Source organism: Natronococcus sp. JC468, assembly GCF_012163165.1.
GTDB lineage: Archaea > Halobacteriota > Halobacteria > Halobacteriales > Natrialbaceae > Natronococcus > Natronococcus jeotgali.
The window spans coordinates 1-26,662 of record NZ_JAAVUO010000040.1 but is presented as its reverse complement, the minus strand read 5'-3'; the positions used below and the strand labels follow the sequence as shown (position 1 = coordinate 26,662).

21 protein-coding genes and 3 pseudogenes are annotated in these 26,662 nt (G+C 53.8%); 8 read left to right on the top strand and 16 right to left on the bottom strand.

Annotated features, from left to right (window positions below):
• Positions 1-319: pseudogene (locus GWG54_RS16975) on the top strand (ISH3 family transposase); the annotation flags it as partial.
• Positions 320-782: 463 nt separating this feature from the next.
• Here the strand turns inward: GWG54_RS16975 and GWG54_RS16970 are convergent.
• From GWG54_RS16970 to GWG54_RS16960, 3 genes are all read right to left on the bottom strand, one after another.
• Positions 783-2,804 (bottom strand): hypothetical protein, encoded by a 2,022-nt coding sequence (locus tag GWG54_RS16970; protein ID WP_167938884.1) that lies wholly within the window; start codon positions 2,802-2,804, stop codon positions 783-785.
• A 434-nt stretch (positions 2,805-3,238) separates the two neighbouring features.
• On the bottom strand, positions 3,239-4,591 hold the full coding sequence (locus tag GWG54_RS16965; protein ID WP_245242851.1) for an HNH endonuclease signature motif containing protein: 1,353 nt from the start codon (positions 4,589-4,591) through the stop codon (positions 3,239-3,241).
• A gap of 47 nt (positions 4,592-4,638) precedes the next feature.
• The gene (locus tag GWG54_RS16960) at positions 4,639-5,580 is read right to left on the bottom strand and encodes a hypothetical protein (RefSeq protein WP_167938883.1); all 942 of its coding nucleotides are present in this window, start codon (positions 5,578-5,580) and stop codon (positions 4,639-4,641) included.
• A gap of 195 nt (positions 5,581-5,775) precedes the next feature.
• Here GWG54_RS16960 and GWG54_RS16955 point away from each other — a divergent pair, with 195 nt between their 5' ends.
• Positions 5,776-6,204, top strand: coding sequence for a DUF6884 domain-containing protein (locus tag GWG54_RS16955; RefSeq protein ID WP_312854297.1), 429 nt, complete (start codon positions 5,776-5,778; stop codon positions 6,202-6,204).
• 94 nt (positions 6,205-6,298) lie between these two features.
• Here the strand turns inward: GWG54_RS16955 and GWG54_RS16950 are convergent, their stop codons facing one another.
• On the bottom strand, positions 6,299-7,219 hold the full coding sequence (locus GWG54_RS16950; protein WP_167938882.1) for a DUF4268 domain-containing protein: 921 nt from the start codon (positions 7,217-7,219) through the stop codon (positions 6,299-6,301).
• A gap of 55 nt (positions 7,220-7,274) precedes the next feature.
• On the opposite strand from GWG54_RS16950, the gene GWG54_RS16945 reads away from it, so the two are divergent.
• The 3 genes from GWG54_RS16945 (at position 7,275) to GWG54_RS16935 (ending at position 9,302) form a co-directional block, all read left to right on the top strand.
• Positions 7,275-8,306: a hypothetical protein gene (locus GWG54_RS16945; RefSeq protein WP_167938881.1), complete on the top strand. Its 1,032-nt coding sequence runs from the start codon at positions 7,275-7,277 to the stop codon at positions 8,304-8,306.
• A gap of 251 nt (positions 8,307-8,557) precedes the next feature.
• Positions 8,558-8,881, top strand: coding sequence for a hypothetical protein (locus GWG54_RS16940; RefSeq protein ID WP_167938880.1), 324 nt, complete (start codon positions 8,558-8,560; stop codon positions 8,879-8,881).
• Positions 8,868-9,302 (top strand): hypothetical protein, encoded by a 435-nt coding sequence (locus GWG54_RS16935; RefSeq protein WP_167938879.1) that lies wholly within the window; start codon positions 8,868-8,870, stop codon positions 9,300-9,302. The genes GWG54_RS16940 and GWG54_RS16935 overlap by 14 nt, the downstream gene beginning before the upstream one ends.
• Before the next feature lie 42 nt (positions 9,303-9,344).
• On the opposite strand, the gene GWG54_RS16930 is transcribed toward GWG54_RS16935, so the two are convergent.
• From GWG54_RS16930 to arsD, 6 genes and pseudogenes are all read right to left on the bottom strand, one after another.
• Positions 9,345-13,493 (bottom strand): Eco57I restriction-modification methylase domain-containing protein, encoded by a 4,149-nt coding sequence (locus GWG54_RS16930; RefSeq protein ID WP_167938878.1) that lies wholly within the window; start codon positions 13,491-13,493, stop codon positions 9,345-9,347.
• A 180-nt stretch (positions 13,494-13,673) separates the two neighbouring features.
• Positions 13,674-14,667, bottom strand: a pseudogene (locus tag GWG54_RS16925) (transposase).
• A gap of 97 nt (positions 14,668-14,764) precedes the next feature.
• Entirely contained in the window at positions 14,765-14,956 is a 192-nt protein-coding gene (hcsS, locus tag GWG54_RS16920) for a halo-CC-star protein HcsS (protein WP_167938877.1), read from the bottom strand.
• Entirely contained in the window at positions 14,947-15,315 is a 369-nt protein-coding gene (hcsL, locus tag GWG54_RS16915) for a halo-CC-star protein HcsL (protein WP_167938876.1), read from the bottom strand. Before hcsL ends, hcsS begins: the two co-directional genes overlap by 10 nt.
• Positions 15,312-17,243 carry an arsenical pump-driving ATPase gene (arsA, locus tag GWG54_RS16910; protein WP_167938875.1) on the bottom strand — a complete coding sequence of 644 codons (1,932 nt, stop codon included), beginning with the start codon at positions 17,241-17,243 and terminating at the stop codon, positions 15,312-15,314. The genes hcsL and arsA overlap by 4 nt, the downstream gene beginning before the upstream one ends.
• A gap of 3 nt (positions 17,244-17,246) precedes the next feature.
• Positions 17,247-17,576 (bottom strand): arsenite efflux transporter metallochaperone ArsD, encoded by a 330-nt coding sequence (arsD, locus tag GWG54_RS16905; protein ID WP_167938874.1) that lies wholly within the window; start codon positions 17,574-17,576, stop codon positions 17,247-17,249.
• Positions 17,577-17,902: 326 nt separating this feature from the next.
• On the opposite strand from arsD, the gene GWG54_RS16900 reads away from it, so the two are divergent.
• Complete coding sequence (locus GWG54_RS16900) at positions 17,903-18,295, top strand: metalloregulator ArsR/SmtB family transcription factor (protein WP_167938873.1); 393 nt, start codon at positions 17,903-17,905, stop codon at positions 18,293-18,295.
• Positions 18,296-18,443: 148 nt separating this feature from the next.
• Positions 18,444-18,875 carry a low molecular weight phosphatase family protein gene (locus GWG54_RS16895; protein WP_167938872.1) on the top strand — a complete coding sequence of 144 codons (432 nt, stop codon included), beginning with the start codon at positions 18,444-18,446 and terminating at the stop codon, positions 18,873-18,875.
• Positions 18,876-18,949: 74 nt separating this feature from the next.
• On the opposite strand, the gene GWG54_RS16890 is transcribed toward GWG54_RS16895, so the two are convergent.
• Entirely contained in the window at positions 18,950-19,795 is an 846-nt protein-coding gene (locus tag GWG54_RS16890; RefSeq protein ID WP_167938871.1) for an arsenite methyltransferase, read from the bottom strand.
• Positions 19,788-20,147 (bottom strand): helix-turn-helix transcriptional regulator, encoded by a 360-nt coding sequence (locus GWG54_RS16885; protein WP_167938870.1) that lies wholly within the window; start codon positions 20,145-20,147, stop codon positions 19,788-19,790. Before GWG54_RS16885 ends, GWG54_RS16890 begins: the two co-directional genes overlap by 8 nt.
• Before the next feature lie 267 nt (positions 20,148-20,414).
• Between GWG54_RS16885 and GWG54_RS16880 the strand changes: the two genes are divergently transcribed.
• Positions 20,415-21,407, top strand: a complete 993-nt coding sequence (locus GWG54_RS16880; RefSeq protein ID WP_167938869.1) for a transposase — start codon at positions 20,415-20,417, stop codon at positions 21,405-21,407.
• A 20-nt stretch (positions 21,408-21,427) separates the two neighbouring features.
• Here the strand turns inward: GWG54_RS16880 and GWG54_RS16875 are convergent.
• The 4 genes and pseudogenes from GWG54_RS16875 to GWG54_RS16860 all read right to left on the bottom strand — a co-directional run.
• Positions 21,428-21,694: pseudogene (locus GWG54_RS16875) on the bottom strand (carbon monoxide dehydrogenase); the annotation flags it as partial.
• Between the two features lie 93 nt (positions 21,695-21,787).
• Positions 21,788-22,855 (bottom strand): zinc-dependent alcohol dehydrogenase family protein, encoded by a 1,068-nt coding sequence (locus GWG54_RS16870; RefSeq protein ID WP_167938885.1) that lies wholly within the window; start codon positions 22,853-22,855, stop codon positions 21,788-21,790.
• A gap of 392 nt (positions 22,856-23,247) precedes the next feature.
• Entirely contained in the window at positions 23,248-24,375 is a 1,128-nt protein-coding gene (locus GWG54_RS16865; protein ID WP_167938868.1) for a site-specific integrase, read from the bottom strand.
• 409 nt (positions 24,376-24,784) lie between these two features.
• The coding region (locus GWG54_RS16860) for an LUD domain-containing protein (RefSeq protein ID WP_167938867.1) at positions 24,785-26,662 on the bottom strand (1,878 nt) is incomplete at its 5' end.

Here is a 26,662-nt window from a genome sequence, read left to right as displayed (position 1 = left end):
CCACGCGACGCCCGATACCACTACGCGAAACGCTTCGGTATCGAGGCGACGTACCGGCTCTCCGAGCAAAGTATCGCAACGACGACAGCAAAATCCAGTGGTCCGGCTGTTGTACGTCGTAGTGAGTCTGCTGTTACAGAGCATTTGGCGGTATCTGCATTGGGAGTACGTGGCGACGCCCCGCCGTGGCGGGCGTCGCCTCTGGTCCTGGTCGTTCAAGGAGTTCATCAAGATGGTATGCCGGGCAGCATGGACGGCCCTCGCGGTGCGTCGGGCCGTCCCTGCAAATCGGCCACCAGACGATCGATTCCACCGCTAACGCCCGACCGAGCCAGCCTCCCTGCAAGTGGCAACGCCGTCGCGTCGGCGGCTGACCGCCGCCGACAGCGACGACTCTGCTCGATCTTCGGTCAGAACTTCCGTCAACCACTACCGATCAGGATGAAACTGCGGCTTCAGCCCAAGTGAGCAGGGACGCTTTGTGAGGTACTGAGATTGGAATAACCTCGGTCTCATCGGTGGACTCCTATAGTGTTGAACATGGGAAATGTAACCAACATTACAATAATGTGATACTATATGTCCATACTCGATGCGCTCGGACTCTTGCTAATCCTTGTTTTGATTCCGCTGGCTACCTATTTGACGTTATATTTTATTCGATAAGGTGAGCCAAACACTGAAACTATGGGTGGTGAACTAGAAGAACTCGAAAATGATAGATGGTTTCTTGTAGAATATAGCGTTCAAAGTGAGCGGCCCCGAATTAAGAGCTAGACAAATCAAGAACCGATTATTTCGTCTAACTCCTCAACAAGATCCGTCATCTGGTTATCCTTAACCGACACTTCGTGGCGGACACCGTAGATTCCTATACCTCCATAGTCACCGCGATAGACACGTTTCAAATTTTCATGATATCGCGGGTCTGCCTGGTTTCCAGTGAGATTCTCACTTAAGCAGTGTAGCATCAACTCGCTATACCTCCATTGGAGTGACCCCTCGCCATACTCCCGTAGGTCAAGCAAACATAGGAGAATTGTTTCAGTTATGTAGTCCATGAACTGAAGCGGGATATCATCGGTCGTAAGGATTTCCTCATGGCATGAAATGAGAATAATCACCGTCATTTCTGGGATATTTCTTCTCACTCTATCCGTGCTGATACTCCCCAACTGAAGGTGGTCCCCTACCTTAGCAGGATCTTGTTGTTCTTTCTCGTCATCCGACCTGTCTTCTGATTCGGCCTGTTCTTTATTGTCCGAATCGTTCTGTACCTCTGACAAGGATTCAGTCTCTGACCTGCTAACTTCCAAATTAACGTCAAGAACATAGGGCGATTCATTCTGATCACTCTCAGTATCCGGCTTGAGTTCTTCCTCCATCATCTTGATCCAATTCCGCATATTACTAACCATCTCATACAGGAGACGAGAGTAATCGTTCGGCCATTCTGCATCCGGATCACTGTACTCTGTTGTTTCGTAATTCCGGCAGATCTCACGAGTGAACGACTCATAGTAGGACAGCCACACATGCCAACTCACTTCTTGATCAAAAGCCGCTCTCACCATCACGTCGAAAAATTGGATTCCGACAAAGACTGGATCTCGGAAAATATAGTCGTCTTGGATACGAGTGTTTGAGAGACGCTGATCGTTGTACTCGTCGAACTCTTCCCTCCGCTGTTGCCGAATTATCTCCTGAGTCTGATCTCCTATTGGCTTATACACGTTCAAGTCCTTCGCCCGTTCGAAGTCTGAGAACAAACCATAGACGAGTCTGTTCTCCTCTTCAAGCTTGTACCCGTACGAACCATCGCTCGCTGTATTCTGTTCGAGATCACGGTAAAGAAGGGTGTTCTCTGTCTTCAGTTGTGCTCGCAAATACCGATGCACAACATCCTGTCGGCGGAAGTTCTCCAGTGAGTCATCACGCAGTATCTCAAGTCCCAATTCCGAAGCGAGGTCGGAATACAACTCAGCGAAATCTGGGTCAAGCAGAAGGGTTTCGCTATACTCTGACGCATCTTCTGCCGTGTTACCCGTACGGTATCGTAACCTCGCTACATAGTACCTGAGCAAGCGCGATTTCTGTTTGATTTGTTTACTCCAGTCATCTACTGTGTTGCTCACCCTGTGTCGTAAATTCGTCAGATGAAACCTGATCTTTTGTCTCGTCTCCCGAATCTGCCGTCTCCATGCCTTATTTAGTTCCTCTTCCTCTTCTTCGTCCTCTTTCTTTCCTTCTTCACCCTCCTCTTCCTCTTCTTCGTCCTCTTCCCATTCCGTGTCCGCCTGTTGGTTTTCCCCTGCTTCGACGATGACCCAACGTTCCTTCATCAATGATTCCGGATGAACAGGGCTAGAAGGATGATTTATTAGTGGACGATAATTTTCTTTGAGAAGGTTAACTAATGTTGTATACTCTTCCTGGTTATAAAAATTACGTAGAATTTCCAGTAGATTATCTTCATTTCGAATCCGAACATTTGACTTCATGAATAATATTGTGAATAGAGCGACTATTGAGAGTATAGCAACCAGTTGGACCGATTCGACATAGAGCGGCGTAATCGTTGTAGATCTATCAAGAATACTGATACTGAGCGTGTTCTGTTCTCTGCTCTGAACGAGAATAGAGAGCCAGTACGTTAAGATAATAACAATAAACATCAGACCGATAAAACCAAGCCCGCCCCTCGTCCACAGACTGTATCGAACTCGTAACTGTCGGTGCCTCGGAAGTATCGAATAGACCGCGGCAATGGCGGCAAGAAGAGTGAAAACCAGTAACTCGGCCATTATTTCCAATAGTAGATATCAACCTGATAAATCTATCTTCATATCGATTTGCTATCAACGCTTGCAAGACACGCTCTCTATATTTAGCACGGCTCTGTCAATACTTACCATTTCTGATGAAATAATCGCGTTAAATCCACATCTCCATGTGACGGAAGCTAGAGATGCCACTGTCTCTGGCAAAGAGGCGACACCAACCGTAATTCTCTTGCAATTTCTCTATATGGTATGTCATATTGTCAGGCGAACGTCGGAGTTCGTCACAAACTGCGACGTTGACCGACTGATTTACCACTCTAGTTTAAGAACCATGTCGCCCACAGAGCCCATGCCAAGCAATCCCGACGTTGAGCACTCTGATGAGTTCAGCCGGGCTCGAACGTGACTCAAGCCGAATCAGGTTGAACGGCTGCGAGACGTATGCGGTAGTGGTTTCAGTCGATTGCTCTCCTTTCGGTCTTCGAAATAAGCTCCTGGTTGAAATCGTCGCCATCCTTTCCGTGGTGAACTCGCCGATGGCAATTCGGGCATAGAGCAACGACATTATCGGGATGATCAGGACCGCCATCACTGCGACGGTACAGGTGATGCACCTCTAAGTACGGCTCTCCGTCCTTGCCGACAAACGGCGCTTCGTTCCCACAACCTCGGCAAACGCCATCAGCGACACGTAGTGCGTATTCTCTAACGGCTTCTGATCTAGTGTACTTGGTGTGTGTAGTCTCGGTAGTTGTTTGCTGGGTGGCCCCTCCATCAGTTGTTACTGCTCCCTTTGCTCTCTCGTAGAGTTCGTCTGTCTCGACTGCATCCAAATCCGTGGCAGTGAATTCGACGTCGTTTGCTACTGGCTCGAGTTTGAAGCGAATCGCTTTGCGGCGATTTCCATCGGTGTCTGAAAGCTGCTCTTCGAACCAATCGACGCACTCGAACTGTCCGAGATAGGTCACGCTCCAAGCTTTGTCGTTGTTCTCGAACAGGTGAAGTTCACGGCCGTCTTCCTTGTGGTCGCAAATAGCCTTGTTTCCACCTGTCATCTCCATATCTCCGGTCCTGCCTTCGCCGGTGTAGATGAATGTATCTCCACGAAATTCGTCCTTGTAGCCGTGCTCCGCTCCAGAATCGCCTGTGAAGAAGAAGACGTAGGGATAATCAGCTGATGGTGCAATCCCACGATATCGCGCTCCGCCGTATTCTTCGTGGAGTTCTACACGGTCATACGTACCACCGATCTCCAAATTGTCGATCACTGGCTTCTGATCGAGTTTCTCTTGGAGCAGTTGCTTTCCAAAGGAGGTTAGTTCGTATTGGTCGGTAGACTGTTGTTTCTTGAGCGCACCGATTGCTTGGAGCCACTCGAGATGTCTACCAACGACTGCCTGCGGAAGTTGGTATTCTGGGTACGCTTTCTGGAGGCTCGCTTGGATTGCCGCAGCGGTGGTCTGTTGGTGGTCGAGTGTCTGTAGAATCGTTTCGAAGCCGGCGACGTTCGCCAAGAGAGCTTCGAAGACGAGTTCCGGGTCACCGGTCTCTGCGAATGCTGCTCCGCGAGAGGTGATTTGGTACTGGTCTTCTTGGAGCTCAAGTAGATTGATCGAGCGCTGGAAGCCAACGTACTTATTGATAGTTGATCCGCTCTCTGCTGCTGTATTTGATTTGAGCCAGTCTCGAAGCGCTGGTTCAGCGGGTTTGGTAGTATCGACGAACTCAAGCATAGATTGTAGATTCTCGAGTCGCTTCTCAATACTCCCGAAGAAGCGATCAGTCGTCATCCGGCGGTCATTCACCATAATGGTAATACTATGTAGTAGGACAATTGAATGTTCTTCTCAAGCCGTCAATTTTCGAGAGTAGATGTTGTAGTGGGGTTGTCTCGGAGCGCAGATGCAGAGACGTACCGGTGGCCCTGGACGAACGCGACAGTTCGGTCTGACTCGGACGCCGTTTTGTCGTTCTGGACCGGCTGCTCGAGCGTAAACCCACGCTCGAGGTCGAGAAACAGGACCTTCTGCTCGCTTCCGTAGCGATCTGCGTTCTGGTCTCGAAGTGTCGCAATACCGTCCTCGAGTCGACGTCGCTGGGCTGGTGAGATCTGTGTCGCTTCCTCGAGTGCATCTTCGGTCAATTCGATGCTCTCGATCGTACTGGTGATCGCTGGGACGGCTGGTTTGATCTCACCGTCGGTGTAGAAGGCGAGATAGTTGGAAGGTTTGAACGAGCGATTTGGTTGGCAAAAATACAGGCCGTGGGCGTTGTACTCGGGCCAGGCTTTGCGAGCGGCGACGACGAGGACGCGATCCTCACGACCGCTTACAAGATCCTCTTCATAGAGGAAGCGAACGAGTTCTCGAAGGAGGAATGCCTCTCGTTCGGTGGGGATCTCGAGCGATTGTTCGGCGCTGCCGTGGTCCCGCGCTAAGATCGATTCGGCGGCATCGACGAGTTGGTCGAAGTTCGTCCAGACAAGACGATCGTCCTCGATCTGATCGAGCTTCTTCGGGCGGCTGTGATCTGGTGTGAGGACGACGAGCCGTTGGGTATCGCTTGCTTCCTGTCGGAGACCGCTTAGGTGGTTTCGGATCTGCTCGAGGTCAACGCTGTTGGGGACTGTTTTGGTCTCGAACCACAGTGACGTCGAGCTTTGGATCGAAGCGTCTGGAACAGAGCCATCGCCGATGATCTGGTTCTCGAATGTGACGAGGGTGAGGTCCGATTCGTCGAGGGTGGCCTCTAGGAGTTCTTCCCCGAGTTTGGTGTTGATGTGCTCGAGGACGGCCATAAGTGTCGACGTTACTCGGTTTTCGCCATGTGTGTATGTTGAGAAGAGTGGATTCGGCATGATATGATAGTCTCTGTAAGCTAGACAGTGAAGATTTCGTTATTTGTAGTGTTGCTATTCTATTGGTACAGAATAGAATTCGAATGAGTATCCAGAGAGAATAGGCTCATTAGTGGTGTCGCAGAATAGGGGATTGTGACTGAGATCGGACTTGTGAGTTGTACAAAGACTAAGCTCGAGCAGACTGCGCCGCCTACCGAGTTGTATGCTCCATCGACGTTGTTCGGCAAGGCTCGAGAGTACTGTGAGCAGAATCATGACGACTGGTTCGTCCTCTCAGCTAAGCACCATTTGCTCGAGCCCAACGGGCCACCTATCGAGCCGTACGATGAGACGTTAACGGGATCGCGGGTTGCGACAAAGCGAGAGTGGTCGGAAACAGTGTTCGAGCAATTGCAGTCAGCCGGATTGCTTGAGGCGGGGACGACGCTCGTGTTCCACACTGGGCGTGCATATTACGAGGAGTTGCTACCGTTGCTCGAGGAGACGGCTGTCTCGGTTCAGTTTCCGGTAGAGGAGCTAATGATCGGTGAGCGTCTGAGCTGGTACAACGAACGGCTCTGAGTGAAACTGGAATCTTCGACAGCGGCTAAATTAGACTCAGATGATTCCGCAGACGACCCACTCTACGGATAGCAACTAGCCTTTATCGCCTGTTTCAAATTTGCTCAACATACGGTTTGATCGAATTGTACAGGCGGATCATTGCATCAATCATCCGCTCTTGGGTGACGTCCCACTGCTCTTCATCGGTTAGCCCCTTGTCGGACACTCGCTTTTTGATACGACAGGCTCGCTTTCCATCGAGTCGTTCCCACGTCAACTCTCCGCCGAACTCGGCTTCGATCTCAGACCGATTTTCGAGTAACGACTCGTATATTTCCTCGTTCCGCTCCTTCGAAGCCGTGTCGATATACAATTCGACGCGAGCCCAATTGTTTGCAATGTAGTAGTTGTAGGCGACGCCGCCTATTCCGGCACCCTTTCCGTTCCACGCCTGGTGTTTCGGTGAAATTGAGCGAAACAACGGGAATTCCTTGTTGCTCTTCTCAAGGAGCTGTTCCCAGAATCGCTCTTGCATCATATCTCGCTCTGATAGTTCTCGTTTTTCTTCGCCGATCTCACGAGCGACCGGACTGGGACCAACAACTTGAGTGAACAGTGGTGCGGTCGATCCCGATACCTCGATTCCTTCGATCGTTACGATGTAGAATTCCTTTTCAGAGCTCTCGTTTAGCCATTCGACAGCTCGTTTGTGCTCGTAGCGCGGCGTTCGGACGATCCAGACGGCGATATCCGAATCGAACGCCGTCAGATACGTGAGCAGTTTTCCTAGATGGTCGTGATCGCTCTCTCCAAGTTGGCATTCGATTACGCCCTCCGTGCGCTCGTCTTCGTCCTCTACGACGAGATCGATTGAAAATCCGGTTGGCGTGTGTTTTTCGCGCTCCAACACGGTAAACGACGTTCCGAGCTCCTCATTAAGGACGTCGATATTCTCGTCGAGCCATGCGGTGAACTCGAGTTCGTTCTCCCAAATTTGATCAGGTGATGTGCGATGGGCACGCTCTATTGTCATAGTCTCTCTCTTTGACTACAGAACCTTCAATAAGATCTCTAATAACTCATGGATAATGTCCCGACTCTATATCGCACCAATTGGCACAGACTGGAGCGAGAGGTTCGAGCACACGGTTGCTTCGCCGGTGTCAGTAGCTGGGCTCGAGTTACCCTCGACTCTGGAAGGTGAGCAAGAGGTTCGAATTTGGGGTACTACAGAGGGCAAACAGAAATACAACTACTTCACTGCCATGGAGACTGGTGATCCAGTCTTGTTCTACTCAGACGGAGAGTTCTTCGCATCAGGGCGCGTTGGAGTGACGCTCGAGGACGCGACGTTAGGAGAGCAACTGTGGGACAGTGCCAAGAGCAAGTATATCTACACCATCTCCGAGTATGAGCCGATCTCTGTGACGCCTGCTGAGCTCGGTGATCTTCTCGGCTACGGTGAAGGGTGGCATCCTCGAGGATTCATGCGTGTCTCTGAGCAGGCGATCAATTCGTTGCTGACAGAGTACAACTCCGTCGAGGAGGGGTTTCAGGATATCAGGTCTGATGAGTCAGTTGCGAGTCCTTCTGAGCCGGAGACTGAGCAAACGAGCGACGCCGACGATGGAAGAGTGCACACCGAGATTCAGTGGTATCTCGTGCAGCTAGGCCAGCAGCACGGGTACGACGTTCATGTTGCTATCAATGACAAAAATCGGACGTACCAAGGTGAGCGGTTGGGTGAGGGTTGTCTGGAGGAGTTAGTGTTGCCGGGGTTCAGTGATGCAGTGACCAATATCATCCGCTATGTCGACGTGATCTGGCTCGAGGGGGACGCGATCGTTGCGATGTTCGAGGTCGAGAGTACGACGAGTATCTACAGCGGGATCTTGCGAATGACAGATTTCGTGACGCGGGTGCCGAACTTTGCTGTGGATATGTATATTGTCGCGGCGGAGTCGGATTCCGATGCAGTTCGAAAGGAAATGACTCGGCCGACGTTCGAGACGGTGCTCGAGCCTGTGCCTCATAGCTCGCTGCAGTTTTTGAGTTTCGAAGATGTGCGTGAGCGGTACGAGACCGTCGAGTCTGCGGGACCGTTACAGGAAGTGTTTTGAGGTCTTTTCGACCATGAAGTTAGTCGTCATCGACTTGGTGACAGAGACGATTGTTTCTGGCATCGCTGTTGTAACCTTGCAGCACTCATTGAGAGGTTACAGATATAGAAATCAGGCGTCACGGAAACCCCTACTTCCGAGACAATCGACCTTGATCTTTTAGAATTTCCACATTAAAGCGAGCCGGTATCACGATCATTACCTCTTTTAGGCAAAATTAGAATTAAGGCGATAAGAGATAAGAGGAAGATATGGATGCAAAGGAAGACAAATGGGATCGATACCTGTCCGAACAGAGATTTGAGTACTGGGAGAAGCTCTCACAGAAGTACCAGAAACAGTTGAAGGAGTTTTATAAAGAAAAGCAACGTCAAGAGGAGCGATATAGCATACTTCTCGTAACGGCTTCACTCACGGGGGCTTTGCTCCTTCTGGTCGTAGACAGAACCAGTGGTATCGAAGAACTCGCTCTGATACTAACGGCAGTCTTCGCTGTCATAGCATTTGGAGCGGCACTTGGTATCGCTCGATGGGCGCTATACGACTTAATCTCTGCAATAAATGCCCTCCGATAGGAACAGCGATGAGACGGAGAAAGTTATCGAGAGGGAGCTTGAGAAATCAACCACAGGACCGCGAAGAGACGAATCTCAACGCGAGGCGGAGAAAACTGGAGAGAGAGAGTTCAGACATCCATCTACAAGACAGCCAAGAAATGAATCTCAGCCCGAAGCAGTGGTGACGATTCAGAAGCAACTCGTCGAAAACAGAGAGACGAGCAAGCTGTCTGAAGCAGCTGTAGATTTGACTTTCGCCCTCTTTGAGGCCGCCTTCGCGATCGTAGCAGTCGTCTTAGTCATACTCACAGCGACTACCTCTCTCTCTCTGTATACTGCTGCAGGGGCTTGTTTGCTATTTGTTGGTATTTTTGAAGTGGTAAGAAGATTAATCAAATCTCTGGATGAGTTCCAGAAGGCCTTCACCCTAGCCAAGTAACAGGACCGCTCTAACTCTGTCTCCCGTATCGACTACTAGGAGCTATCGGTCAACGGATTGCTCTACGATCTCGATTTCTTCCTCAGTTAGGCCGTACAGTTCATAGACAATCTCGTCGATGTGTTGGTCTGTTTTCTCAATTCTCGTCTCCAGCTCCTCTGCCCGTACCTTCGTCTCGAGGTAGTTTTCGAGGCCATCCCGAACGTCGTCAACGGCGGGAAGGGTTAGTGCCCGCAGCCGATCAACGGGTGAATTAGTCTTGGTGGCGGTCTCGCGGAAGTTCGCAAACCCACCGGCTTCGTCAATAGCAAGGGGTACAAAAGCCTCAATTAGATTAGCTTCAGTCTCGGAGAGTTCTGACAGCCGCAGCGCGGCCTGCAAGTCGGTTTCGGTGTATCCCCAGCGGTCCGTCTCGTATTCATCCTTGTCTTCGGGTTTGTAACGAGCAGTGAGTCGAATCTCGAGAGAGGTTGGTGACTCACGGATGACATTAACATCACCGACGCGGAGATTTTCGTGGACTTCAGCGGTATCAGTAAGGATAGAATTAGCGGTGTTCGTGGGAGGTTGAGGGAAACCGACGTCGGCGAGGGTTTGGCCCTCGGAGTAAGAGCCGAGATGATCCAGCAGCGAGAGGTTGAGAGATTTTAGTTGTTCTTTCCCCTCAATAATCACATCTGAAAGACTGACGAGTAGGCTTTCAGGGGTAGTAGTACTGCTACAGTCTATTTGAGTTGTTTCCTGTAGTTGTTCTTGTAGTTCACATTGGATTTCGTCGTGATTTTCGGGTATTGGAAACGAGCGAACGGACTGTGGCCAAACATCCGAATACGTCCCCTGTAGCCCTCCAGTCTCGAATTTGTTCTTGAAGAGCCAGGTCATAAGAGTGGAATTAATCAAAGCAAGAACATACTTGAGGTTCAGATCTCGGTTTTCTCTGTCAAAGCCATCGAATTCGGTGGTAGCGGAGGTTGAATCTAGATGCTCATACTTACAGCAGACCAATACCGTGTGATCACAGTACATTCCCTCATCATCGTATGCAGCGGCAAGTTCTCCACCTTCGTTCGTTCGTACTCGAATGGCAACCTTTTCTGCTTCGAACATTTCTGAATGACGCGGACCAGACATCTCGTCTCGCCGGTAATCGAGCCATTCATTATCCCAATCGATCGACCATTTATTTACATTAGTCCCCTGAAAAAATCGTTTGGCATTCCCGATTGGTTCTCTATTTACAACATCTGACTTTGAGAATTCCTTTGATTTTTCACTTGAGACTGTAGCCCCGACATTAACATAGAGATATTGACCAAGAAGGGTCGATGAACTCTCGATCTTATCTAGTATTGGAATATAGTCTCGGACATAGTTCGGGTCGACTCGAATCTGATAATTGTACGCATTTAGCCAAGTTGAAATATTGGTACGAGCAACATCCTCGAAAGTGAACGGGTCAACTCCAGTACAGATCCGAAGCGCGTGTTGTTGATCTCTATCGGATCCAGTTGTGAGCGAATAGATGATACATTGTCGCTCAACTCCCTCGAAAACAGTTCTTTCCTCAAAACTAAGGAGGCTCGAAATCGAGTGTTCTTCGAGCAATTCTTTTCTCAGTTTGTTTGCGTATTTCTCTGTTAAAACCGTATTCGGAAGAATAAACGAGTGGTTCCCTCCTTTCCGACATAAGCGTAGAGATTTGATCACAAATGGAACATATAGATCCCAGTGTCCTTTCAATGCATCCGAGGAGTCAAATAAGCTTGTTATTGCTGTCCGAAGCTTCGGTGCCTTTTCAGTCATACTCCACGCATTCAACCATGGTGGATTTCCGATCACCGCATCGAACCCCGCATCCTCTCGTTTTTCACCATCTTCGTCGAAAAACACCTCTGGATACTCGAGTTCCCAGTGGAAAGACGCTTCTTCATTACAGATTGCCTGCGCAGTCTGGAACCAATCTTCCTCGCGAATCGTGTCCCACTCCTCGGTGCTATCGATCGCTTGAGCCATTTGTTCGTATGCTTCGTCAGGAACCTCGAGCTCGAATCGTTCTGCGGTGTGAACGTTCGTCAGTTCGAACAAGCGCTGGTAGAACGGGTCGCTTCGTACTTCGTCGTAGATCTCCTCCATTGACCTAACGTCCTCGAGGGTTTCGTTATCGATCTCGAGCAACTCCTGCATTCGATCCATAACATGCTCAAGCGTATCCTGTCGAACCCGTGCTAATGCCTGTTGTAGGGTGAGCTGTCCGCTGCTGTCCTCTGTATCACTCGACAATACCTCAGTGACGTCAGAACCAACCAGTGAGTTTCCTGCTTTGAGGTGGTGATCCAGAAATGCGAGGGGTTGATCCGCAGCAAGGGTCTCGAGCCACATTGAAAGCTTGGCGAGTTCGACGGCCATCCCATTTAGATCGACACCGTAGATACATTCCTTAGCGACGTCGCGACGAACCCGTTGTTCATCGAATGCAGTTGCCCCCTCAAGCTCACGGACCTCTTCCATTACTTGTTGAGCGAGATACTCGGTTGCTCGAGTGAGGAAGTGTCCGCTCCCCATCGCTGGGTCAAGGATCTTTAGGCCTTTGACCCGCTTGTAGAACGCCCCGAGATATTCGTGGGTACCGGGCTCGAAGCCTTGATCCTCGAGGTCTTCTTGGATCTCTTCAACCAGCGGACCGACCGTCTCCTCAACGATATAGGTTACAACGTAGTCGGGAGTGTAGTACGCTCCCGTCGCCTTCCGTTCACCCTCATCATTGACGACGTAGAGCCCGCCTTTGTCGACTGTCTCAACGGCGTCGGCAACCGATACCTCTGTTGCGGGCTTCCAAACTTGTCCGCCATCCTCAGCGACAGCAGCGTAGTCCTCGGGAGCGATCCGGAACTGGTGCTCAAGCAGGCCTTCGTAGACGCTGCCAAGGTGGCGGGTATCCAGGTCAGCATAATCGGCTAAAACGTACCGTTCTTCGTCATTCTCAGTCGTAGAAATTCGATAGATGACCTCAGCAAGGTAGCGGTTGCTAACCTCGTGGTTCGACAAGAACTCGTGTTTCTCTCGGTTGAACAGCCCGCCGTTGTACGGTGGGATGCCCAAATTTTCCTCGCCCTCGTCAATTAGTCGGAACAGGTCCTTGAGGCGACCCCACATCGAAGTCGAGTACTCGCTGTAGGCGTCAAAGCCGTCATCGATCTCGCCTATTTCGTCGTATATTTCGAGTCGGAGTTCATCGAGACTAAAGTTCTCCTCATAGTCCGTGATTGCCTTTTTCCCTTCAGGGTGGATCAATCCGCGGGACTCGGCGTAGAGAACGAACATGAGCCGATACAAGAGGACAAGCGATTGCTCTTTGAGTTGGGCGAGATCCTCGTCGTTGTCGGGATCGATTTCGAGGTCGTTGGTTTCGACAAAGCCACGTCCGAGGACTCGAAGGGCTGTAAAGACGTTATCCTGGAGATCCTCCCCAAGCTCTTTTGCTACAGTCTCGCTCTCAGACCAGACTGTATCGAGAAACGTAGTCTCTCTGTGTGCTCGGAAGGCCTCCGGCCGGAAGAAGAGATAGAAGTACTTGAACGCCTCGAGCTCACCGTGCTCGAGAAGTTCGGGAAGATCGACTTCATAATAAGTCTGAGTTTCGTAGTCTTTCGTCCCGTAGAGTCGCCATTTTCTCCCGTTCGTAAGGATTCCCCACTGAATATTCTCGGGAGTTCGCTCGAGGTAGTGTTTGACTTGGTGAGATGCGTTTCGGTACGGCCGCTGCTCGCTGAATCGTTGATTGAAATCAGCGTCCCACTGTTTGGCCTCGAGAAGGCCAATACCACCCTCAAAAAGGTCTGTAGTATCCTCGGTATCCAGATAGACTGTAGCAGCATTTCGGCGGGCTCCCGTATTTTCGAAGAGGAGTGTATCAACGTAACCACTCCCATCTGGAAGGGTCGTCTCGACGTTCGTCCCGAATCCAAGTACCTCGAGGACTTTGTCAATCCAGTTATCGACTAGTGCATCCTCACGATATCCCGATACCAGCTGTTGTTCTTCCTTGTAGAGTGTCTGCAGTTCCTCTAATGCCTGGAGGGCCTCTTCATCACAATCCCATTCATCTCGATAGGAGATCCGTTCATCCAGATAGTGACCTGAAAAGAGATTCGAATTTGTGTAGGGTCGCTCAGAGAGCGTTGCCTGGCTCATGTTGGATATATCAACCAGCCCATGACATCACCTAATAGGTGTCGGTGACTGGCCCCTATCAACAGAGATAGTCTCAGTTTAGAGGGGCAGTTAAAGAGCAATACTCGTTTGCAGCCCGTAAGCAGGCAAGTACCCGCTTACAGGGGTATCATAGAATAATTTGGTGAGCGTGTCATAGAATCATTCTCGTAGCTTCTCACAGCCCCGTTTCCTCATTCGTAGTTGGTGATTGCAACGACAAGCCGTAGGCAGAGCGCAACGAACACTTCTGTTCGTGCGTGGACGCGGCCTCGGGCGCGGACGTGCCCGAGGCCGCAGTCCTTGACTGCGTCGTTAGTCCGTTCGACTCCTGTCCGGTGATTGTACGTCTCGTCCAAAATGGATTGCTTCAGCTGAACGTCCTTGCTGTGTTCGGTGGTGCGATCTTCGACCCTGTACTCGATGTCTTTCGGGCCGTCAGTGTTTCGCGGATTGTATGGGCGACTGGTACGACTTCTGCGGACAGCAGGAGGTCGTGCCAGTCGAGGATGTCGTAGGCGCTGTCTCCGAGCATCCAGATCGGTGTACCGACGGCGAGCGCGTCACGGGTGACGCGCATCGCCGTCTCTTGGGATGCTTACTTGGCCTGTGTGAACTCCGCTGCTATCGGGATTTTTGCGCCGGTTGAGACGATCGTACAGCCGAAGCCGTAGTAGTACTTGTCGGCTGTTGGATCGTAGTTCCACGAGGCAGCGTCGTTGTATTGGATTGCTTCGACGTGAGTCGAATCGATCGCGTACGTTGAGTCGAGCAGGCCGCGATGGGCGGCCTGCTCGATGAGCCTGTCGAAGACGTCGTCGATAACGTGTTCGAGGTCGGTGAGAAAGCGGTCAATTGTGTCTCTGGATGGCGGCTTGTCGAGTCCGCAGTAGTATTAGACAAGCCCGTGCTGGAGTCCTCGCGTGACTGGACGTGTGCCGTAGATGTCCTTGTAGTAGCAGTGCAGAAAGCCACGAAAGAGGTCTGGTGGCTGGTGAACTCGTGTTCGCCCCCGGCGAGCGGGGGCGAACACGTCGTACTCCAGTAGAAACTCGAACTCAAGATGCTCAAACAGCGGTACTGTCTCGGTAGCCGCGACATTCAAGAAGTCGTCTACCGAAGCTATGTCTTGCAGGGTTGCAGTTGTGCTGGACACACTTTCCGCACCCTGCTGCTTCGTACGTGACGCTTTCTATGACACGCTCATCCGTCTAACTGATATGAAAAAACTGGAATAGCCACCAGAGCTGCTGTTAGCAGCAGTCGCTCCCGGCGTCGCAGACGGCACCGTACTCGAGACCAATTTCGTCGCTAATCGTCTCATTACACTCGATCAACAGCGACTCGAATTCGGCCGCTGTTGCCTTCGACTGCGCCACATCGAGGTCCTCACCGAGCGCTTTGGCGGCAGCCAGCACATCTTCGTCGGACGAGCTCAACAGCACCCACCTCCGAGTGACTGCGCGAACTCCTGTCTGATCTGCTCGCTGATCACATCGTTCGTCTGCTCGAGGAGGGCGACGAGCTCCTCTTGCGCTGCCTGATGCTGTTGGATCGTCTCGTTGTTCGAAAGTTCAGTCTGGAGTTCCTGAAGGTCGCTCATGATCGACGAGTCGAACTCGCCTCCTTGTAGCTGCTGTTGTTTTTGCTGGTACGTTTCGAGTAGTGACTGCGCTTCATCGTCCGCTTCGAGTTGCTCGCTTGCGTCGATGAACTGCTGATAGGTCTCCGAGTTGCGAAGCGTTTCGGTGAACGCTTGCAGCGACGCTTCGACGGCTGGCTCCTCCGATACAGCTTCGCTCACGACGCCGTCGCCTCCGGTTCCGTCTCCTCGGTGATATCGTCCAGCCCGGTGATCTCCTCACCGAACGAGCGCAGTTCGTCTAGTCCGACCGGCTCGTCTTGGCGCAGTGGAGCGAGCATCATCGGCACGTCGAACCGATCGCTGATCTTGCCGAGGTACTCCGCCTGCTGAGCGCGGCGGTTCGCGAAGAAGGCGTTGTCGCCGTATTCCTCTGGGAGCAGGTAGTTCGCTACCACCAGCGAGGTCTCGATCCCGACTTGATCTTTGAGGTCCGCGGCGGCTCGGTAGGCTTCCATCATCGGGGTGTACTCGGGGTACATCACGAACGCGAATGTACTCTGTTCAGGGTCTTTCATCGTCTCGATGACCTCGTCGTACTGGTCGCCTTTCGCGGGCGCGGCACCCTTCGTCAGCGAACCCAGATCCATGAAGCCCTTCCAGTCGGAGGGGAGTTCGAGCAGTCGGAGCGTGTGCCCCGTGGGGGCGGTGTCGAAGATGACGACGTCGTAGCCGTCTTCGTCGAAGTAGCTCACGAACTTCTCGAGGGCGGCCATCTCTTCGGCACACGGTGACTCCAGTTCCTCTTCGACATTCGCGATCGCCGCGTCCACGTCGATCTGGGTGTCCTCCTTCTCTTCATACATCTCGGTGACGTGATCGAGGACCTGTGTGCGGTACTCCTCGAGCGCTTTCTCCTGATCGATCCGTGCCGCGTCGAGGTTTGCTTGACCGACCGATGTCGGCTCGTGGCCGACCGACTCGCCGAAGATGTCCTCAAGGTGGGCGGCCGGGTCGGTTGTGACGACTAGCGTCTCGTGGCCTGCCTCGGCGAGCTTCGTCGCTGCTGTCGAGGCGATCGTACTCTTGCCGACGCCGCCCTTTCCGGTGAAGAAGAGATACCGCGTCTCGACGCCCGGTTGAAGCTGGTCGGCGACCGCCTCGGCGTCAGCCATCGACTCGAAGTCGATCGCGGTTTCAGCGTCTACGTCGGTCGCCGTCCCGACGTCGACGATCGCCTCGTCGCCATCGTACAGGACGCTGCCAACGTCCGCGAGGAGGTCGAGCCCTGTGATCTCGCCGGGCTGGAGTGGATACGTCGCCATCGCGTCGGCGTCGAACTCCGTCCGTGCGCGCTCGATAACGGCCTGCTCGTCGTCACGCTTCCCCTCGAAGAACGGATCCTCACACACTGACTCGGGGAGGTAGCCATTGATGATCAGTAGTTGAGACTCGATCCCGAGGTCGCCGAGATCGCTCGCGCTGCGTTCGATCTCGTCGATCGAAGAGTCCTCGGGTTTACCGACGAACGCGAATGAGGTTCGATCGTCGTCCTGGAGCGTGTCGATGGCACGCTCATAGTCCTGTTTGCGCTCCTCCATCGAGGCTGCCGGCCCGATGCAGGTCGAGCCGCCCTTCTCCAGTTCGGCATTCCAGTCTGAGGGGAGCTCCATCAGCCGGATGGTGTGTCCCGTGGGAGCGGTGTCGAAGACGACGACGTCGTACTCCGGGCTATCCATGAAGTCGACGAAGTTATCGAAGGCAGCGATCTCCTCGACGCAGGGACTGTTAAGCTGCTCTTCGACCGTCTCGATCTGGTCCTCGCCGAGCAGTTCGCGCATCGGTTCGATCGTCTCTTGGCGGTACTCCTCGGCGGCGGTGTCCGGATCGATCTCGATGGCCGAGAGGTTCTCGATGTCGTCGATCGCGGTGACCTCGTGGCCGATCTCCTGGCCAAAGATGTCCGAGAGATTCGGCGCAGGGTCGGTCGTCACCAGCAGCGTCTCGTAGTCGTTGTCGGCGAGCCAGGTTGCCGTCGCACAACTCACGGTACTCTTGCCGACGCCGCCTTTGCCGCTGAAGAAGACGAACTCGGTCTCATCACTCGTCGGTTCGACGACCGCTCGCGCGTCGGTGGGCGTTATGCTCATGCGTTAGGCCTCCTGGGTCGAGGTGGTAGTTTGGAGTGCTGCCGCGAGTTCGTCGTACGAGAGGTACTCGGACTTGGCGACGATCTCGTCGTCGACGACGGTGATCGGCAGGATCGAGGGGCCGTGTTCCTCGACCAGATCGTAGATGCGCTGCGTTTCGAGGAACTGATCGATGTTGTGCTGCATGTTCGCCCGCGAGACATCGACGTCCTCGAATTCCGCTTCGAGTTGATCGAGGGCGGCGCTGACTTCAACGAGCTTTTCGTCGGGGTCAGGACCACAGACGCCGGTGGAGCAACACATCGCCTCCTCGTACAGGGTGAGTTCAGTCATTGATGAGAATGGATCGTTCGCTCAATTGTCTGGTCGACAATGCGGCTACCATCGATCACGGGATGGATGGAGTTGCCTCGCATTCGATTGAACGATTATTTAATCATCGTCATAAGCCCTTCGACTTGATGCAGACATAGACCAACACGTGGATCAGATTTTCTACAGCGTGTAGGGTGTAGAAACACGTCGAAGCGGTGCGTTGATACCGATGATCTCCTTGGAATCATATTATTTGATGCTAAAATGGCCGAATGCTCGTTGGATGCGCGTAGCTCGCGAGTCACTCCATAATACTTAATTCACTACCTGCTCAATCGATGTGTATGTCATCGACTGAGCGGCTACAGCGGTATCTCGCCGACGAACGGGGTGGGTGTGGTGACGAGGAGGTGTGCCAGCGTCTGGCGGAACTCGAAGAGATCGACGCGGCCGCGGGCGGGCCTGCGCTGGACCAGGACGTCGGGTTGCTATCGGCGCTCGCGAACGAAACTCGGTACAAGATCGTTCGTATCCTCCACGTCGCTGGCGAGGAACTCTGCGTCTGTGAATTTGCGCCGCTACTTGACGTCAGCGACAGCGCGATCAGCCACGCTTTGTCCCAGCTCACCGATACCGGACTCGTCACGCGCCGTAAAGAGGGCAAATGGCGGAAATATCGAGCGACAGCACGCGCCAACGCCCTCCTCGTCGCCCTCGATGGATCGCGGGAGCTATGACCAGTCGATGAGAGCGATCGACGAGTTAGTTCTCACCGCTTCGTTGGAACCTGCTTTCGGGTTCGCTGTCAGTGTTCGGGAGTGGGCTATATAGGGCGAGATACTCCTCATATAAACCCTTAAGATAGCGTAAGAGCGGGTGTTCTTCATGGATACAGAATCGACGACGAAGTTGGGGTTCGTGTGTGTCCAGAATGCCGGTCGTAGCCAGATGTCGGCTGCGTTCGCCGAGCGAGAACGCGACCGGCGGGAGCTAGGAGATAGCATTGAGATTCTCACGGGTGGGACACACCCAGCTGAGAGCGTTCACGAGGAAGTCGTCACGGTCATGCAAGAGCGAGACCTCGATCTCTCCGACCGAACACCGCAGGAAGTCTCGACTGACGAGCTCGAATCGTGCGACGTCGTCGCTACGATGGGCTGTTCGACGCTGGAATTGGACGCAGAAGATGTCGATGTTCGGGACTGGGCGTTAGACGATCCCCACGGGCAGGATCTCGACACCGTCCGCGAGATTCGTGACGACGTGGAGCGACGCGTCGAGGCCCTATTTGACGAAGTCATTCAAGACGAACCTTAGCACGCGCAACGACATCGTGCGCTCTCTGTAGAGGCTATTGAGTGGGCAGAACTGCGCCTATACCTCTTGATCAGTCAGCTGGGGCGCGCTGATTTCCGGGCCTCGATAGTGGCAGAGACGAGGTAGTCTCCGAGGTCGCGGTCAGTATCCCAGTCGCTGATGAACTCCGTACTCTCGTCCTTGGGCGCGATCTCGATTGCTTCGAAGCCGGCACTATCGAGCATCGCTTCAAGGGCGTCGACGGTTGACGTACCGGCGACGCAGCCTGTTAGCGAGTCCGGGTCCATCTTGACGTCGTCGGGGAACGGCGCGGTTTGAACGACATCCGAGATGGCGACGCGGCCACCGGGCTTGAGAACGCGGTAGGTGTCGTCGAACACCCGTTGTTTTTCCGGAGCGAGATTGACAACGCAGTTCGAGATGACAACGTCGACGGTCGCGTCTGCAACGGGGAGGTGACTGATCTCGCCGAGGCGAAACTCTACGTTGTCGGCGTCGTTCTTCGCAATGTTCTCCCTCGCTTTCGAGACCATCTCCGGCGTCATGTCGACGCCGATGACGTCGCCCTCCGGGCCGACCTCTTGTGCGGCGAGGAAGCAGTCGAAGCCCGCACCCGAGCCAAGGTCGAGCACTGTCTCGCCGGACGTCATCCCAGCGAATGCCTTCGGATTTCCACACCCGAGGCCAAGGTCTGCGCCCTCAGCGATCGACGCAACATCGCCCGTGTCGTAGCCGAGGCGTTCGCTCCCGGTCACGTCCGTGTTGCCGTCACAGTATCCTCCGTCATCGGTGGTATTGATGCCGACATCGCCACAGCAGTCCTGGCCATCCGAAGCGATAGTCCCGTAGCGTTCGCGCACCATCTCGCGGGTCTCCTCGGGGTCGCGGTCACCGGCCACCGTATTAGTGTCGTTACTCATGGGCACCTCGCAGATCGTCGAGGATTTCGAGGAGGGCCGTGGTCGTTTCAGTCGGTTCGTAGTACCGCCAGGACCCCTCTTTGCGGCGTGTGACGAGTCCTGCGGTGTACAAGCGGGAGAGTGCTTGGCTGACGGCGCTTTGACTGACGCCGACTGCGGCTTCGAGATCGCAGACGCAGACGCCGTCATCGGCGTTTGCGATTCGGCGAAGCAGTTCATATCGCGTATCGTTCCCCATCGCGGTCAGTACTTGGAGGTCTGTCGCCATCGCGTCCGAGTCGACGTCTCCGGGCGGTGTGCAGCAGGTCTCTGCCCCGCCCGTGGTCCCATCCGTGATCGCATCCTTTTCCATATCAGCACTAGCTTATACAAGCAAGCATTAATATGTTTTTCTCGACGGGACCCTTCGCAACTCTGGAATCAAGGTGAGCCCTTGTTGCAGCCTTAACACCACCGAGCTGAACCCAGAAGCAGTGCGTTAGAAAGACGAATACGTCGCTCTACTCGATGTCTTTCGGGTCGCAGTGTTTCAATCGAGTCAGTACGACTCCGCCAATATTACAGAGAGGGTGTCATAGAACGAGTAGCACACCAAAGAGCAGGGTGAACGCTGAGGTGGATGAGTTCAGCGACCCTGCAAGATGATCCTTCGGTAGAGCCGTTCTTCAATGTCGCGGAAACCGAGACGCTAGCGTTGTTTGAGCATCTCTCCTTCGAGTTTCTCGAAGAGTTCGACGTGTTCGCCCCGGCGGAGACGGGGCGAACACGAGATCACGAACCACCAGAGCTGATGCGTGGCTTCCTCCATTGCTACTACCACGACATCTACGGCATTCGTCCCGTTGAGCGAGAGCTTCGGAACACGGTCGTTTGGCTCAGCTGTGGGTTCGATCGACCGCCGTCGAGAGACGCGGTCGATCGCTTTCTCACCGACCTCGAACACGTCGTTGACGAAGTCTTTGACCGACTCGTCGAGCAGGCCGCCCGGCGCGGCCTGCTCGACTTGACCTACTGTATCGATTCAACCGACGTGAGGGCGATGCCCGCCGATCAAGACGCGTCGAAGTGCTACGATCCAACCGACGACGAGTACTACTACGGCTACGGTTGCACGATCGTCTCGACCGGGCAAAAGATCCCGATTGCAGCCGAGTTCACCGAGAGTAAGCAAGCACCAGAGGAGACGGCGATGCGCGTCACGCGTGACGCGCTCGCCGTCGCTAAGCCTATCTGGATGGTCGGTGACAGCGCCTACGACACGCTCGACTGGCACGACCACCTGCTGACCGCAGGGGTCGTGCCAGTCGCTCCGTACAACGCACGAAACACCGACAACCCGAAAGACATCGAGTACAGGGTCGAAGACCGCATTGAACAACACGGCGAGGACGTTCAGCTGAAGCAGTCCACGTTGGAGGAGACGTACAATCGCCGTACTGGAGTCGAACGAACCAATGAATCAGTGAAGGACTGCGGCCTCGGGCGAACATTCGCCCGAGGCCGCGTCCACGCACGGGCGCAGGTGTTTCTTTCTCTGTGCCTTCGCCTTGTCGTCGCTATCACCAATTACGAACGCGGAGACAATCCGGGAAGCACGATCATCACGGTGTGAGAAGAGTTCTATGACGCCCTCGGGCCGATGCTAATACCGATGACGCCGGCGTAGTGATTCCCCTGCTCGAACGCGCGCTCGGCGATGGTCTCTGGGTCAGAGGTCGGTTCGACATCGCGGTCCCCGTGTTCCTCGCGCAACGCGTCGAAGTCGACATCCGTGTCCTCGACTTCGACGAGAAACTGGCAGCCAGGTAGCGCGTTCTCGATCATTATCGGATCCGAGAGCGCGAGCCATACTTCCTCAGTTGTTGTATCGTTAAGTTTGAATGTTCCACTGAATTTCATAGTATATCACTGTCCTTGGTCCGTAACCACAAGTCATCAATCACCGATCAACCATTCCATTAAAAATGGTTTGTTTCGTGATTGTCCTATTGGTTAGCTAGTGAAGTCGGTACAGACTGGGATTCCGAGTGTGTTGAAGTCAGTCATCGAAGCCAGTTCATCTGGAACTCCGTGGATATCGATCGTCTTGTTGACGAGCGTTGCCGGGTCAAGCTTGCTCGATTCGATCATGTCCAGCATCTCACTGTAGCGCGAGGGCTGGAGACCGAGCGAGCCGTGGAAATCGATCTCCTTGGAGACGAAGTCATCGACCGGCAGTGGAACCATTCCTTTTTCTTCGGAAGTGGTCAACCCGATCTGAACGTGCGTTCCTCCCTTGCGGAGGCTGTTGACTGCGTTCTGACACGTCGTTTTGATACCAAGTCCGTCGGCGGAGACATCTGCTCCACCGTTAGTGATATCTTGGACTTCGCCAGCGGGATCGTCGACTTCGGAAGCGTTAACCGTAGCGACCGCACCAAGTTCTTCGGCCTTGTCGAGGTTCTCGTCTTTGAGATCCACCCCGATAACATTACCACCAAGCGCATCAGCGATGTGGACGGCTGAAAGACCAATACCACCACACCCGTGGATTACCACGTCATCACCGGCGCTCACGGGTGCGCGATGCGCCATCGCGTGAAACGAGGTCATGAACCGGCAACCACACCCCGCAGCCGCTTCGGCGTCGATACTGTCTGGGAGCGGCACGGCGTTGACATCGGCGTGTGGGATGTGAACTTCCTCAGCGAATGCACCGGGGGCTTGGTTCATGAACCCAAGCCCAACGTGGTTCTCACAGATGTTCTCGCGACCGTTCCGACACAGGTCACAAGTACCACACGCGAGGTTGAACGGAATTGCGATTTCTTGGCCCTCTTCGACGGTTTCAACATCCTCACCGACGGAAACGATACGGGCAGTGGGTTCATGGCCAAGAACGTGTGGCGGATCAGGCCGGTATCCGAACCAGTCCCAATCTCCCTGCCAACAATGCCAATCTGATCGGCAGACACCACACCCAATGAGTTTGGCGACAGCCCCATCGGGTTCTGGTTCAGGACGGTCAATGTCCTGGACGGTCAACGGCTCCTGAAACTCCTCCAGTACTACTGCCTGCATGACAGTTACACCCATATCCGACCACATAATAAAAGTTTTGGAAAAATACGTATGAGTTCGGACAGTAAGATTATTTTGAAATGTTGAAACCCATTTTGAGATTATAATATCTTCACAGAAGGGCCGCTTATGAGGAAATATGATCTGAATATCATAAGTTTGTCGTGTGTGAGGGTGTCATACAAGAGTTCTCAAGCAGCATTATTCACGATCAGGCGGATGGATAAAACACGAGAGCAGCACAAAACGCTGGTGAAAGCGTAGAATGAGACCGCTATAATCCTCAAATAGCGGGTGTGTGACGTATTCTATGACACCCTGTTACAGATGCTAGAAGAAACTATGAACTAGTCTGCTGATCCCTATGATATAGGATTTAAATAGAGATGAAATTATTCTCCCCGTATTTCGTCGATTGATTGAGCGAGGTCTTTCGTTTTGAGGTCACTGTAGGCCTCGTGAGTCGTTTCAATTGATTTGTGACGCAGTACCTGTTGGGCCTTTTCAGACTCACCAAGTGCGTACAGCTCGGCGCCGAGCCCACGACGTGCTCCATGCGGCTTGAGATACTCGTGCCCGTCCTCGAGTTGGATGTTCGCTTCGCTGGTAAGGCGTTTCATTACCCGTCGTGCTCCTTCCTTGGAAATTGACGGCGGCGCGACCTCGTGCTCGCGGAGTAGATCGTCGAGGACATCTGTCTTCGACGTGTCGCCTCTCTCCTCAAGCGCTTTCGACAGTCGATCTTTACCGAGTTCTGACTCAAGAACACCGCGTTTCGACTGAAAATGGCCGGTTGGGAAGATAGGCCACTCGTCAGTTGGCGGATCAACGTATTTCCGATGTCGCTTAAGGACGTCGCGAGCAGCCTTTGGTAGTGGGACCTCTTCGCGATCGCGAGACTTCCCAAAGACGGACAGGACGTGTCTCTCGAGGTCAACGTCGCTCCAGGTAATGCCGTCGCGTTTCTCGTCCTTCGAGTCGTCGAACAACTCCGCACCTCGAGCGCCAGTCTCAGCGAGCAGTACCACGATCGTTCGGTCCCGCGAGGCCGTCACTGGATCGGTTCGAATTGTACCATCATTCGCCATGTCGACGCGTTTGGTCGCATAGTTCACAATCGCTTGGCGCTGTTCTGGCGACCAGAATTGGCTCGAGGAGTCGCTTGTATCCTCAGGCAGATACTCAGTCGCCTTGTTTGTCTTCGCTGGGTTCGCGTCAAGCAGTTCCTCCCGAACACAGAACGAGAGGAACGAACGCACGTATGCGAAGTACGTGTTCGCTGTCGACGCTGCAATCTTACCGTCGACCTGATCTTCACGGAGCGTATACCCGAACTCCCGAAGGTCGCCCGCCTCGAGCTCGCGAATCTCATCGATCCCCTCGCGCTGGCAGAACGAAGCGAATCGCTCAAGTGCTGGCCGCATGGTCGCTTTCGATCCGTCGGACTTGATCGAGCGCTCGAGATAGCGGGAGACTGCTTTGTGGACGGCAGAACCCTGTCGATCAGTCGGGGTAGACATTCGTATGCGGGGTACAGTATCGGTCCTTGTAAATTACCTTCGTTAAATCGGAGTTTAACCAAGGCCCTCGAGAAATTGGAATTCTGCCGCCTCAGGCTTCATTGAGTCCATAGAGAGTCGAATCGGAATTTTATAAACTGCATAGTGATATAATATTTGCGGCAGTTCCGGAAGAGGAGACTACAGTCCGTTTAGCAGGCTTGTTGTCGGTTAATTCGGTCAAATCAGCATCCGTGCTCGGTTAAGCCGAGAAACCGAGAGACTGCGCTCTGTTGACGAAGTTATCGTTGTAGACGTGTGAGGAGAGATTATATTAACGGAACTCTCCTAAGATTTTATTTGACGGTGGCTGACCTCCCTCTTTCTAGCAGTATTCATACTTTCTGAAGTACTGACATCAATCTGACTACTATGTATCCAGCAAACGCACTGGGTGTGCAGGCCGGCGCGTAAGCAGTGCGTCAAGTTGTTCTAGACACGACGTGCCGCTGGCGACGACGGTCCGGTCCGCAGTGTTTTCCGTCGTAAATTGATCAACGAGCGTTTCGCCGACATCGATGCTGAGTTCGTAGTACTCGGACTTGTAGCCGAAGCTTCCAGCCATCCCGCAGCACTCTACGTCTGAGGTCCTGACGTCGAACCCGCAGTCCTCGAGAACCGCTAATGTATAAGGTTCGAGGTTGAGCGTGCGCTGTTGGCAGTGACTGTGATAGGCAATCTGCATGTCGTCTCCGTCCGGGAGTGCATTGATATCTGCGCCATTTTCCAGCAGACCGTAGACGTATTCCAGAATCTCATAACTATGGTTTTTCAGAGCAGTGTAATTGTCCTCGGGGAGGAGCCGTTCGTACTCCCGGTGAAACATCGCGAGGTCCGAGGGCTCCACGACGACGACGTCGTGGCCCGCAGCGACGGCGGGTGCGAGGGCATCATAGACGTCCTCGGCGTTGGACTGGGCGGTCGCCACCATCCCCTGTGAGAGTGGTGCGCGTCCGCTCTCGCCGGCAGACGGGACGTCGACGCGGACGTCGAGCGCCTCGAGGACGCGGATGGCGGCTTTTCCGCGTTCGGTGCGCACGTAGTTTGTGTATGCATCGGGATATAGTGCAACCTGACGGCGTGCCTCTTCGGGATCTACTTGTGGTCCACGGTTCTTGAACCACTCGACGAGGGATTCACGCTCGAACTCCGGAAGTTCACGGCGGCTATCGACGCCGAGAGTCCGCTCCATCAGAGAGCGGGCGGGACCGGCCTGTGCGACCCAGTTCGAAAGCGGTGCGAACGCCGAACCGAGTTTCGCCAGCGTATCGAAGTTCCCGAATAAGCGCTTCTGGAGGTCGACTCCGCCAGGTTCCTCATCAGGAGTAAGTCCTTTTACAAGGAAGTCGAGATCTCCATCCTTTCCGCGGTTGATGCGGTCGCGGACAACAGTATTGATCCATGGGATGTCAATATTCACCGGACACTGATTCACGCATCGACTGCACCCTGTACAGAGATCGTTAAACTCCGCGGCGCTGTCGGCACCGTGAACGCCGGCTTCCCACCCGGTGGCGATACCGCCAGAGTACGTCTCACCACCGAAAGCGTGGCCACCGACGTGCTGGAAGTTCGCACACGAGTTCGCGCACGCAGAACACCGGATGCAGTACAGCGTCTCCCGGAGCTGGTCGTCCTCACGCATCTCCATGCGGCCGTTGTCGATGAGTACGAGGTGAAATTCGCGCTCGTCGCCGGAACCAAGTTCATCGTCCACATCGAAGGTCGGTGAATCACCAGGTGGCGTGAAGAGCGAAACGTAAGAGGTAATATCCTGTCCGGTCCCCGACCGGCCGATGAGTTCGACAAACGGCTGGAGATCCTCGACACGTGGAATGATCTTTTCCACGCCTGCGACCGCGACGTGGGTGTCCGTCGCCTGCACGCACTTGCGAGCGTTGCCCTCGCTCGTAACCAATGCAAGTGTACCGGTATCCGCTGTGACGAAGTTCGCCCCGGTCATACCAACTTCGGCGTCCACGAACTTCTCACCGAGATACTCGCGGGCGAACTGCGTCAGTTCCTGGGCGGTTTCGAGGGGTTTCTCCGGCTCGAAATACGCGTTGAACAGCTCCGCGATCTCCTCGCGGGACTTGTGAATGGCCGGTGCGACGATATGCGAGGGCGCCTCGTCGGCGACTTGCAACACGAACTCGGCGAGGTCGGTTTCCCAGACATCCGACCCGCTGGCCTCCAGGGATTCGTTTACCTCGATCTCCTCGCTGGTCATCGACTTCGATTTTACGAC

What these genes read in the sequence shown, in the direction of transcription:
- GWG54_RS16970 (WP_167938884.1), bottom strand. Translation starts at nt 2,804, where the DNA reads ATGGCCGAGTTACTGGTTTTCACTCTTCTTGCCGCCATTGCCGCGGTC.
- GWG54_RS16965 (WP_245242851.1), bottom strand. Translation starts at nt 4,591, where the DNA reads ATGGTGAATGACCGCCGGATGACGACTGATCGCTTCTTCGGGAGTATT.
- GWG54_RS16960 (WP_167938883.1), bottom strand. Translation starts at nt 5,580, where the DNA reads ATGGCCGTCCTCGAGCACATCAACACCAAACTCGGGGAAGAACTCCTA.
- GWG54_RS16950 (WP_167938882.1), bottom strand. Translation starts at nt 7,219, where the DNA reads ATGACAATAGAGCGTGCCCATCGCACATCACCTGATCAAATTTGGGAG.
- GWG54_RS16945 (WP_167938881.1), top strand. Translation starts at nt 7,275, where the DNA reads ATGTCCCGACTCTATATCGCACCAATTGGCACAGACTGGAGCGAGAGG.
- GWG54_RS16940 (WP_167938880.1), top strand. Translation starts at nt 8,558, where the DNA reads ATGGATGCAAAGGAAGACAAATGGGATCGATACCTGTCCGAACAGAGA.
- GWG54_RS16935 (WP_167938879.1), top strand. Translation starts at nt 8,868, where the DNA reads ATGCCCTCCGATAGGAACAGCGATGAGACGGAGAAAGTTATCGAGAGG.
- GWG54_RS16930 (WP_167938878.1), bottom strand. Translation starts at nt 13,493, where the DNA reads ATGAGCCAGGCAACGCTCTCTGAGCGACCCTACACAAATTCGAATCTC.
- arsA (WP_167938875.1), bottom strand. Translation starts at nt 17,243, where the DNA reads ATGAGCATAACGCCCACCGACGCGCGAGCGGTCGTCGAACCGACGAGT.
- arsD (WP_167938874.1), bottom strand. Translation starts at nt 17,576, where the DNA reads ATGACTGAACTCACCCTGTACGAGGAGGCGATGTGTTGCTCCACCGGC.
- GWG54_RS16900 (WP_167938873.1), top strand. Translation starts at nt 17,903, where the DNA reads ATGTCATCGACTGAGCGGCTACAGCGGTATCTCGCCGACGAACGGGGT.
- GWG54_RS16895 (WP_167938872.1), top strand. Translation starts at nt 18,444, where the DNA reads ATGGATACAGAATCGACGACGAAGTTGGGGTTCGTGTGTGTCCAGAAT.
- GWG54_RS16890 (WP_167938871.1), bottom strand. Translation starts at nt 19,795, where the DNA reads ATGAGTAACGACACTAATACGGTGGCCGGTGACCGCGACCCCGAGGAG.
- GWG54_RS16885 (WP_167938870.1), bottom strand. Translation starts at nt 20,147, where the DNA reads ATGGAAAAGGATGCGATCACGGATGGGACCACGGGCGGGGCAGAGACC.
- GWG54_RS16880 (WP_167938869.1), top strand. Translation starts at nt 20,415, where the DNA reads ATGAGTTCAGCGACCCTGCAAGATGATCCTTCGGTAGAGCCGTTCTTC.
- GWG54_RS16870 (WP_167938885.1), bottom strand. Translation starts at nt 22,855, where the DNA reads ATGCAGGCAGTAGTACTGGAGGAGTTTCAGGAGCCGTTGACCGTCCAG.
- GWG54_RS16865 (WP_167938868.1), bottom strand. Translation starts at nt 24,375, where the DNA reads ATGTCTACCCCGACTGATCGACAGGGTTCTGCCGTCCACAAAGCAGTC.